This is a genomic window from Methylorubrum podarium, assembly GCF_022179745.1.
GTDB classification, from domain to species: Bacteria; Pseudomonadota; Alphaproteobacteria; order Rhizobiales; family Beijerinckiaceae; genus Methylobacterium; species Methylobacterium podarium.
In genome coordinates this window covers 1-10,009 of the sequence record NZ_BPRD01000140.1, presented here as the reverse complement: position 1 = coordinate 10,009, position 10,009 = coordinate 1, and the positions used below count along the sequence as shown (strand labels likewise).

Annotated in this window: 9 protein-coding genes; 4 read left to right on the top strand and 5 right to left on the bottom strand. The window is 72.5% G+C overall.

What is annotated here, in order from left to right:
- Positions 1-62 precede the first annotated feature (62 nt).
- The 4 genes from MFF42_RS07585 to MFF42_RS07570 all read right to left on the bottom strand — a co-directional run bounded on the left by MFF42_RS07585 (position 63) and on the right by MFF42_RS07570 (position 3,912).
- Complete coding sequence (locus MFF42_RS07585; RefSeq protein ID WP_238255200.1) at positions 63-2,408, bottom strand: xanthine dehydrogenase family protein molybdopterin-binding subunit; 2,346 nt, start codon at positions 2,406-2,408, stop codon at positions 63-65.
- Positions 2,405-2,884: a (2Fe-2S)-binding protein gene (locus MFF42_RS07580; protein ID WP_238255199.1), complete on the bottom strand. Its 480-nt coding sequence runs from the start codon at positions 2,882-2,884 to the stop codon at positions 2,405-2,407. The genes MFF42_RS07585 and MFF42_RS07580 overlap by 4 nt, the downstream gene beginning before the upstream one ends.
- A 435-nt stretch (positions 2,885-3,319) precedes the next feature.
- Complete coding sequence (locus tag MFF42_RS07575) at positions 3,320-3,664, bottom strand: hypothetical protein (protein WP_238255198.1); 345 nt, start codon at positions 3,662-3,664, stop codon at positions 3,320-3,322.
- 35 nt (positions 3,665-3,699) lie between these two features.
- Positions 3,700-3,912 (bottom strand): hypothetical protein, encoded by a 213-nt coding sequence (locus MFF42_RS07570; RefSeq protein ID WP_238255197.1) that lies wholly within the window; start codon positions 3,910-3,912, stop codon positions 3,700-3,702.
- 290 nt (positions 3,913-4,202) lie between these two features.
- Here MFF42_RS07570 and MFF42_RS07565 point away from each other — a divergent pair, with 290 nt between their 5' ends.
- Positions 4,203-4,448, top strand: a complete 246-nt coding sequence (locus MFF42_RS07565) for a hypothetical protein (protein WP_183436985.1) — start codon at positions 4,203-4,205, stop codon at positions 4,446-4,448.
- 51 nt (positions 4,449-4,499) lie between these two features.
- On the opposite strand, the gene MFF42_RS07560 is transcribed toward MFF42_RS07565, so the two are convergent.
- Positions 4,500-7,469, bottom strand: a complete 2,970-nt coding sequence (locus MFF42_RS07560) for a phosphoenolpyruvate carboxylase (RefSeq protein ID WP_238255196.1) — start codon at positions 7,467-7,469, stop codon at positions 4,500-4,502.
- Between the two features lie 156 nt (positions 7,470-7,625).
- Here MFF42_RS07560 and MFF42_RS07555 point away from each other — a divergent pair, with 156 nt between their 5' ends.
- The 3 genes from MFF42_RS07555 to MFF42_RS07545 form a co-directional block, all read left to right on the top strand.
- The gene (locus MFF42_RS07555) at positions 7,626-8,063 is read left to right on the top strand and encodes a hypothetical protein (RefSeq protein WP_238255195.1); all 438 of its coding nucleotides are present in this window, start codon (positions 7,626-7,628) and stop codon (positions 8,061-8,063) included.
- A gap of 5 nt (positions 8,064-8,068) precedes the next feature.
- Positions 8,069-8,968, top strand: a complete 900-nt coding sequence (locus tag MFF42_RS07550) for a hypothetical protein (RefSeq protein WP_238255194.1) — start codon at positions 8,069-8,071, stop codon at positions 8,966-8,968.
- A gap of 20 nt (positions 8,969-8,988) precedes the next feature.
- Positions 8,989-10,009: saccharopine dehydrogenase family protein (locus MFF42_RS07545; protein ID WP_238255193.1), on the top strand; the 1,021-nt coding region annotated here is incomplete at its 3' end.

The following is a 10,009-nucleotide window of genomic DNA, read 5'->3' as shown; positions in this document are numbered from 1 at the left end:
GGGCAAGCCCGACATCCGGAGGGGGGAGAGGGAAGCATGCCCGCTCCAGCGTCGAGAGGCGCTCAGGTGCTGAGCTGGTCGCGCAGCGGCAGCTCGCGCACCCGGCGTCCGGTGGCGGCGAAGACCGCGTTGGCGATGGCCGGCGCGACCGGGGGCACGCCCGGCTCGCCGACGCCGCCGAGCGGGCTGTCGTAGTCGTTCGAGGGCACGAGATGGACCCGCACCGCCTTCGGGGCGGCGTCGATGCGCAGGACCTCGTAGCCGTCGTAGTTGGCCTGCTGCGCCCGGCCGTTCTTGAAGGTGATCTTCGAGGTGAGCGCGAGGCCCATCCCCATCACCACCGCGCCCTCCATCTGCGAGCGGACGCGCTCCGGGTTCACCTGCGGCCCGCAATCGACGGCGATGTCGATGGCGTGGACCTTCACCTGGCCCTTGTCATCGACCTCCACCTCGGCCGCGACCGCGGTGTAGGTGACGAAGCTGTAGTGGCCGGCGATGCCGAGACCGCGGCCCTTCTCCAGCTTGCGGCCCCACTTGGCGCCGTCGGCCACCGTCTCGATGACGCGGCGCAGGCGGCCGGTATCGACGGGGTAGCGCTTCGGGTCCTCGCCGTAGTTCCAGACGTCGCCGATCTCGGTCGGGTCGATCTTCCGGGCCGGTCCGATGAGGTCGAGCAGGTAGTCCTTCGGATCGCGGCCCGCCGCGTGGGCGAGCTCGGCCACGAAGGACTGGATCGCGAAGGCGTGCGGGATGTTCGAGACCGAGCGGAACCAGCCGATCCGGGTGTGGGCGGAGGCTTCCGGGTTCTCGAAGCGCAGGTTCTTCAGGGCCAGCGGGTTGTTGACGAGGCCCATGCCGAGCTCGAACGGCAGCTCGTGCTTCGGATCGGGGGCGAAGATCGAGCCGATCGTCGGCGCGACCGAGCGGTGCAGCCACGCCACCGGCATGCCCTTGTCGTCGAGGCCGGCCTCGATCCGCTCCACCGAGATGGTGTGGTAGTAGCTGTGCTGGATGTCGTCCTCGCGGGTCCAGACCAGCTTGACCGGCGCGCCGTCCATCGCCTGGCTGCACAGCGCCGCCTCGACCACGTAGTCGGGCTTGGACTTGCGGCCGAAGCCGCCGCCGAGCAGCGTCACGTTCACCCGCACCTTGTCGGCCGGGAGGTTGAGGCGCTTCACGACGCGGTCATGGGCGGCCTGCGGACCCTGAGTGCAGGCCCAGATCTCGCAGGCGCCGTCCTTGATCCGCGCGACCGCGGCCGGGTTCTCCATCGGCGCCTGGGCGAGGTGGGGCACGAAGTACTCGGCCTCGAGCTTCGTCTTGGCGGTCTTCATCGCCGCATCGACGTCGCCCGCGACCCGCACGACCTTGCCCGGCGCGCGGGCAGCCTTCTCCAGTTCCTTGCGGAAGGCGTCGGTGTCGTAACCGGCGTTCGGGCCATCGTCCCAGGTCACCTTCAGGGCCTCGCGGCCCTTCATCGCCGCCCAGGTGTTCTTGGCGATCACCGCGACGCCGCCGAGCGGCATGAACTCGGACGGGATCTCGCCGCCGTCGATCTTGAGGATCTTCACCACGCCCGGGACCTTCTTGGCCTCGGTGTCGTCGTAGCTCACGACCTTGCCGCCGTAGACGGCCGGACGGGCGACGACGGCGTAGAGCATTCCGTCGAGCTTCACGTCGAGGGCGTAGATCGCCTTGCCCGTCGTGATGTCGTGGTTGTCGATGAGGCCGATCTTGCCCTTGCCGATGTAGCGGAAGGCTTCCGGCTTCTTGAGCGCCACGCTCTCGCGGGCCGGCACCGGCAGGCCGGCGGCGGCCTCGGCGACGTCGCCGTAGCCGAGCGTGCGGCCGGACTTGGCGTGGGTCAGGACGTGGTTCTCGGCCTTCACCTCGCCGGCCGGCACGCCCCATTGCTTGGCGGCGGCCTGGATCAGCATCAGCCGCGCCGCCGCACCCGCATGGCGGAAATGCTGGAAGAAATGGCGGAGCGAGCGGGAGCCGTCGGTGTCCTGGTTGCCGAAGCGGGTCTCCTCGCCCCAGGCCTGGACCACCTTCACCTTCGACCAGTCGGCCTCGAGTTCGTCGGCGACGGTGAAGGCGATCGAGGTGCGGACGCCCTGGCCCATCTCGGAGCGGTGGTTGGTGACGGTGACGGTGCCGTCCTTCGCGATGGCGACGAAGATCTTCGGGTCGTCGCGCCAGCCGTTGGGCATGCCGTCGGCGCCGAATTTCTTGGCCTTCTGCTCCTCGGTCTGGCCCTCGTCGGCCTTGGCGCGATCGGTGAGCGAGAGGGCGAGCACGAGGGCGCCCATGCCGCCGAGGATGCCGCGGCGGCTGACGTTGTCGATCCGGACCGGGCCGGCGTCGGAGGCGGCGAGGTCGGCCATCAGCTTGATTTCGTGAATCACAGGCGGTCTCCCTTGGTCGCGGGCGCCGTCTGGCCGGCAGCCTGATGGATCGCGGCGCGGATGCGCGGATAGGTGCCGCAGCGGCAGATGTTGCCGCTCATGTTTTCGTCGATCTGTGCATCGGTCGGCTTCGGGCTGTCCTTCAGGAGCGAGGCCGCCTGCATGATCTGGCCGGTCTGGCAGTAGCCGCACTGGGCCACGTTCAGATCGCGCCACGCCACCTGGACCGGGTGGTTGCCGTCGGGCGAGAGCCCTTCGATCGTCGTGATCTCCTGGCCTTCCGCCGCGGAGACGGGGGTGACGCAGGCCCGCGCGGCGGTGCCGCCGAGATGGACTGTGCAGGCGCCGCACTGGGCGATGCCGCAGCCGAACTTGGTGCCGGTCAGGCCCAGTTCGTCACGCAGATACCAGAGCAACGGCATCTCGGGATCGCCGTCGAAGCTGCGTTCGGCTCCGTTGACCGTGAGTTTTATCATCGCTGCCATCTGCCGTTTCAGATTGGAGGGCGCGCGAGCGGAAGGGATGCCCGCCCGGCCGCCGGATCGATCTGCCGTACCCCATGGATGCCGTACCGGGACCGGTCCGAAGCCCGACGGGCGGGTGGATCGGTGCCGTGGCGGCCGGTTCACGGGCGATGCCGTCCGGCTCTTGGTGATGCTGTCGTCGGTCGCGGGGGCGGCGTTGTCGCTCCGCCGCGACGATGCGGACGCCGTGGAGGGGCCTCGACTGCATTTCTTATCTGCAATTAATCAGAACTGGGAGGCTGTGGCAATCGCACGACTCGGTCGTGGCCGAGGCTTTCGCGCTGCGGAGGGGGAGTCGGGCGCGGTTCGGGCGAAACCGCGGAACCGTCTGTGCGGTCGCGCACACGAGCGTTGCAGCAAATGCTGCATCGGCCCGCCCTCTCCCACTCAACGGCGGTCGTGGTCGGCCTTCACGGCTTCGGGCAGGGCGGCGTACCACTCGGCGTAGGGCGTGTTGGCGATCATGCGCCGGTTGAGGTCGGGCGCGCCGTCCGTCCACCAGACCGGTCCCCGCTCGCCGAGCCCGTTCTTGGCGACATCGACCGCCGCGCGGGCGCGGACGAGCGCCGCCTCGTCGCCGGAACGCTTGGCGGCGCGCACCGCGCGGCGGGCATCCATCAGGTCGCGAACCAGGCGGTCGCGCTGCATCGGTTCGAGATCGGGCCGGTGCCGCCGCCACAGCCGGCCGTGCACGACGATGTAGCGCCCGTCCGGCGTTTCCAGCACCCGCATCGTCGCTCCCCTGCACTGACCTTCGGGCCGGCCCCTCAGGCGAAATCGCCGATCTTGTCGGCGACGACGTCGGGCGCGGTCACCGAGGCGTGGCCCGCCTGCCAGAGGCGGTGCTCGCCCGAGCCCGGCGGATGGGGGTTGCCGTCCGGTGCCTCGCGCCGTTCGGCGGCGCGGCGGCCGTCGAGATAGGCGGGCTCCCGCGTCTCGTCCGGACCGATCCCCGTGGCGGGACCCTCGCTGCGTTCCATGGTGCGCCCTCCCATGCAGGCCGTCTTTGCCGACGGCCCTTCGCGAACTTGCGAATCTACCGCTGCCCGCGGCGATGGCGAGGGGGATGACGAAACAACCGGACCGCGCCTTGGTTGGGGCGAGGTTTCCGTTCGGGCGGAGTTCACTTAAGCCGCGCTTAGAGTGCCGCGCGCGAGTCCGGCCCGTTCGGGAGACGGGAGGGCGCGACGCGCGTTTCACGAGAGATTGCCGGCCGCGCCGCCCGGCCGGCGGCACCATGCACCACCGAATACGGCCCCGAGGACGCCCGATGAGTCGCCTGGACGAACTGAAGAACGACCCCGCTTTCCGCCAAGCCGCCCTCGCGGTGCGCGGGGCGGCCAGTACCCTGAGCGGCCGGGCCATGACCCACGAGGAGGCCGAGCTCCTCGTGAGCTTCGCGCTCGCCACCTACGCCAATGCCGGCGGCCTCGCCGAGCCGAGCCTGAGCCGGCTCGCCCGCTTCGCCGGCAAGGTCGAGCCCGACGCGAGCTTCGAGAGCATGCTCAAGCACTGAGACCGGAGGGGGCGGCGGGCCGCCCTCTCCTTTCGACCTCGCCTTTCGCCCTCAGCCGAAGGCGCCGACCTCGTGCTGGATGATCCCCGAGATCTCCCGCACCCGCTCGAACATCCGCCGGATCGGGCCGAATAGGGTATTATGCTCGGTCTCGTAGGTGCCGACGTCGCGCGGTCCCGGCGGCTCGCCGAAATTGAGGCCGAGCGTCGGGTCGGGCGTGACCGGATAGATCTCGTCGAGCAGCTTCAGGCAGCCGTCGATGTCGAGGCGCAGGAAGCGCTCCAGCAGCATCTCCCGGGTGAGGCCCGCCTGCGGCCGGAAGCTCGGGATGTGGGCGGCCAGGAACCAGATCCGGTGGATCAGCGCGAGGCGGATCGCGTGGAGCAGGGCGAGCCGAGTCGACATCGCGGCAAGGTCCGGCGCCGCGGCCTGGAGGAACAGCCCGTCGCGGGTGAGCCGGCCGAACAGGCGCCGGAGATCGGGGGCGAGGTTCAGCCGCTCCAGCGCCGCGGCGATGGTGACGAGCTCGTCGCGCCGGGCGTCGCGCCGCGTGCGGCGGGCGCGCTCCAGCCAGACCGCCGGGTCGAGGGTGTCGATATAGGCGCGCATCACGTCGAGGTCGCCGACGCTGGCGGCGTGCTGCACGAGGCGGAAGGCGCGGGAGAAGCGCACGGAGTTCGCCCGCATGTGGCGGAACAGCTCCGGCGCCCGGTGCGCGGCGCGGCCGACGCCGTGGAGCGAGTTCGCGAGATAGCCGAGCTGCTGCAGGATCGCGTTGTTGGGGATCGCCCGCATCTGGCGCGGATGGGTGATGGCGGCCGGGCCACCGCCGTCCGACTGGCGCGCCACCGGGCGCGAGCCGGTGCGGTCGATCAGGCTCGGGCCGAAGGTGCCGAGCAGGGCCGCGTAGCCGCGGTCGTCGACCAGCGTCTCCATGTCCTGGCGGACCACGCGGAAGAACTCCGCGGCGAAGTCGGCCTCCTCGTAGATCGGGTCGGCGACGGGGGCGGCCGCCCGGTCGTTGAGGGCGTAGTCGGCGAAGGCGTCGTCCTCGGTCAGCGCGTCGGCGAAGACGTGCTCGGCGATGCGGGCCACCGAGGCGCCGGCGAGTTCGGGCGAGCCGAACATCAGGTAGCCGTCCGAGCCCTGGAAGCTCGATTCGAGCCGCTCGCGGATGCCGGCCTTCGCGTTGCGCCGACGCGAATCCTCGGGCGCGAGGTAGGCGAGGCGGTCGCGCAGGCTCGTCGGGTGGGCGCCGCGGCCGATCGACTCGCCGTGGGTGTCGAAGATGACGAGCTCGATGTCGGACAGCCCGTTCTGCGTCATCAGCTCGGTGATGCGCAGGCGCAGGCGCTCGATCCAGAAGGTCGCAGCCAACTGGCCGACATAGCGCCCGGAATCCGAGTAGCCGAACTGCACCGAGAGCCGGCCGAGCCGCTTGAGGTGGGCGCGCCAATGCGGGTTGCGGAGCGCGTCGTCGAGGACGCGGATGCCCTGTTCCAGCGCGCTCGCCGTCTCGAACAGCGGCGTGATCTCGAGCTTGTCGGAGATGCCGTAGTGGCGCGCGAGCCAGAGGGCGGCGAGCAGGGTGTAGCCGGTCTCGGTCTCGGCGATGAGGAAGCGGACCGGGTGGGTGCCGTCGACGTGCTTGAGGATCTGGGTGATCGTCATCATCAGCCGCGCGGCCGAGGCCCGCTCGGCAGCGAGCGCGCCGAAATCGACCGGCACCGGCCGCACGTCGTTGAGCAGCGTGTTGATCGCCGCGAGGTGCGAGCGGCGCTGCGCGGCGTCGGTCGGCTCGCCCTCCAGTTCGATGACGCGCCGCACGGCGTTGTGGATCTGGCTGGCGTTGAGCCGGAAATGCGGCAGGGCGTTCGAGAGGCCGTGGGCGGCGACGCCGGAACGCAGCACGGCGATGACGCGGCGATCCGCGTCGGTCTCGGCAGCGCCGAGCGCGGCGGCGAGCCCGGCGAGGATCGGCCCGGCATCGGTCTGCGCCCGCTCGCGCTCGATGATGAGGCCGAGGGCGAAGCGGTGGACCGCCTCCAACGAGGGCTTGGTGCCCAACAGTGGCGCGCCCGCGAGCTGACGCTCGACGGCCGCCCGCGCGCCCGCGGTCAGCTCGCGCACCACGCGGGTCGCCGGGATGTCCGGCAGGTCGCGCAGGAGGCGGTCGAACTGCATGCGCTTCGAGATCAGCCGGTAGCGCATGGTGTCCCACCAGCCGATATCGGTGCGGCCGTCGGTGTCGCAGCCGACCCAGCTCGCGATGGCGAGCGGCTTGGTCACGAGCTCGGTCCAGCGATCCGGCCAGCGGGCGCGGGCGGCGTCGAGGATCGCGCCATTGAAGGCGTCGATCGCCGCGCGGCCGTGGTTGGCGGCGACGCAGGCCTGCTCGAACTCGTCGTCGAGGCTGATCTGCGGGTCGGGCCGGGTCGAGCGGGCGGCGGCCTCGCCGATGATCGGCGCGCGCTTGTCGGCGTCGGCGAGCGAGGCGGCCCGCGCGATCAACTCGGCCACGGCCCGCGGCATGCCGAAGGTGGGGTGCGCCGTGAACACCGCCGCGAAGGCGGTGCGGCCGACGCGGTCGCGGAACGTCTCGAAGTCGCCCGAGCCCCGCGCCACCGCCGCCACGAGCCGATTCGCGAGCTCCGCCACGGGGGCCGGCTCCCCGGTCGAGGCGTCGGCATCGAGGCCGACATAGCCGCGCAGCCGCTCGGCCCGGGCGGAAAGAGCCCGCCGCCGCAGGGTGGCGAGCAGGGCGTCGAGATCCGATTCGCCGATCTCGTCGCGGTCGAGCCGGCGGGTGATCGCGAGCGTCACGGCCAGCACGGGGTTGCGGAACGGGTCCTCGCTCGCCTGCTCGCGGGTGCGTGCGACGAGGTCGAGAAGCTCGGCCTCCAAATCGGGGGCGTCGCGATCCGTCGCCCGCGCGGGGGCTGCCGCCGGTTGGGCGGGCGGGGCGGCGGGGATCGGCGCGGGAGGCTGCGCTTGGCCGGAGCGGGGGTCTTCGAGGGGCATCGAGCGTTCCTGAGCGTGAGCGGCCGGTGACCGTCGGGCGGAGGCGACCACGCGGTTCTCACCCTTCGGCCCGCGACGCAAGGACCGTTCCCGAATGGGAGGCCGTGTCCCCAGCAGGTGCAACGGCGCGCGATCCGGTCTAGGGTCGGCCCGATCATGGAAACCCTGGTGATCCTGGCCGCCGTGGCGGCGACCCTGCTCGCCTGCATCTTCGTGGTCACGCTCTCCAGAGGGCCGCGCCGGCCTCCCCTGCGCCTCCCCCGCGAGGAGGAGTGGGCCGACGACGCGGATGCCGTCTCCAAGGTGCTGATTGGCCGGCAACCCAGTCCGATCGACCGCGGGGCGCAGGTGCTCGACGCCCGCGTGATCGATGGCGGGACCGCCGACGGTCCGATCATCGAGGGCGAGGTGGTGGACACCTCCGTACGTCCCGTGCACGGGAGCGACCCCGGGGATTCCCGAAGGTTCGACGCGGAAGAACTCGATAGCCGGATGCTCGATCAACTTCTCGACCAGCAGGACCGGGCGCTGAAGCAGACGCTGGAGCCCGCCCCGACCCCGCCCAACGAGGCGAAGCACCGGACGGCCCGATGAACCCGATGAGACGGCTCGGTCCGATCACCGTACTCGCGGCCTGGATGGCGCTCGGCCCGGCGATGATTCCCATGGCTCTCGCGCAGGACGAGGCGCCCGCCGAGTCCGAGGCGGCGCCGGAAGCGCCGAAGCCCAAACCCAAGCCCAAGCCGCGGCCCAAGCCCCGTCCGAAGCCGCAGGCCGAGCCTGAGGCCAAGCCCGAGGCCAAACCCGAGGCCAAGCCCGCATCGCGGCCGGCCGAGGCGGCGCCCGCGGATGCCAGGGCTGCGGATCCGAAGCCGGCGGCAAATCCGATCCCGTCGGCCGTCCCGGCGCCGGCCGCGACGAACTTCGCCGCGCCGCCGGTCGCCTGCGAACCGGGCGAGGCCGTCCGCTACCAGGGCACCGCCACGAGCATCGCCAAGACCATCGAGCTGTGGGTGACCCGCAGCGGCGCCATCACGATCGACAACCCCCTGCGCCCGCTCACCCCCGACACGACCCGCGTTCTCCAGGTCGTGGTCGCCGGCAAGGTCGCCACCGCCTACGGGCCGGACCTGCTGTCCCTGCGCCGGGGCGGATCCCCGGCGACGCTGGAGGGGACCATCGGCGGCAGGATCCAGTGGGACGCGTCCCTGGTGCCGCTCCCCGACAACCTGCCGATCAACGCGGAGACCGGCGAGCCCCTGGCCGAGCTCCGCTTCCGCGAATGCGGCGCCGCGCCCTCGGGCAAGCTCCTGCCGCCGCCGAAGGCCCGCCGCATGGCGCCCACGCCCGAAGCCGTCGCGGCGGAGGCGGAGAAGGCGGAGAAGGCCGCCAAGGCCGCGGCGCGCGACGCCGCGAAGGCCGCCGGCGTGAAGCCGGCTCCCCATCTCCCGCCGCCGCGCGCGCCGGGCTCGGCCCTGCCGCAGGGGGCGATTCCCTGACGCAGCCGCCCGCCATCCTCGTGGTGGGCGGGGCCGGCGCCTTCGGGGCGCGGCTCGTCGCCGGCCTCGCCGCCACCACCGACCTTCGCGTGATCGTCGCCGGCCGCGACCTGGCGCGGGCGGAGGCCGTCGCCCGCACCGTGCCGGACGGGCGCGGGCGGGCCGCGCGCCTCGACGCGACGCGGGCGGAGGCCGCACAGCTGCGGGCGCTCGGAGCGGCGGTCGTGGTCGATGCCGCCGGACCGTTCCAGGGCGGCGTGCCGACGCTCGGCCGCGCGGCGATCGAGGCCGGCCTGCCCTATCTCGACCTCGCCGACGGGCGCGACTTCGTGGCGGCGTTCCCTGCCCTCGACGCGGCGGCGCGGGCAGCGGGCGTCGTCGCCCTCACCGGCGCGAGTTCGACCCCGGCCCTTTCGAACGCGGCGCTCGACGCGCTCACCGCGGGCTGGCGCTCGGTCGAGACGGTGCGGGTCGCCATCGTGCCGGGCAACCGGGCGCCCCGCGGCCTCTCGGTGATGCGCGCGATCCTCTCCTATGCCGGGCGGCCCGTGCGCGTGCTGCGGGCCGGCACGTGGCAGAACCGGCCCGGCTGGGGCCTGCTCGACCGGATCACCGTGCCGGGCCTCGGCCGGCGCTTCGCCAGCCTGTGCGAGACGCCCGACCTCGACATCCTCCCCGCCCGCTTCCCGACGCTGCGGACGGCCCTGTTCCGGGCCGGGCTCGAACTGCCCGCGCTGCATCTGGGCCTGAGCCTCGCGACCCTGCCGGTGCGGTGGCGCCTCATGCCCTCGCTCTTGCCCTCCCTCCTGCCCTTCGCCCGACCCTTCCTGGCGATGGCGGGCTGGCTCGACCGGTTCGGCAGCGACCGCGGCGGCATGAGCGTCGAGGTCCTGGGCCGCGACGCCGCCGGGCGGCCGAGCCGCGCCGTGTGGAGCCTCGTCGCGGAGGCCGGCGACGGCCCCTTCGTCCCGACGCTGCCGGCGCTCGCCGCGATCCGCCGGCTCACCGATCCCGCCGCCGCGCCGATCCCGCCCGGCGCCC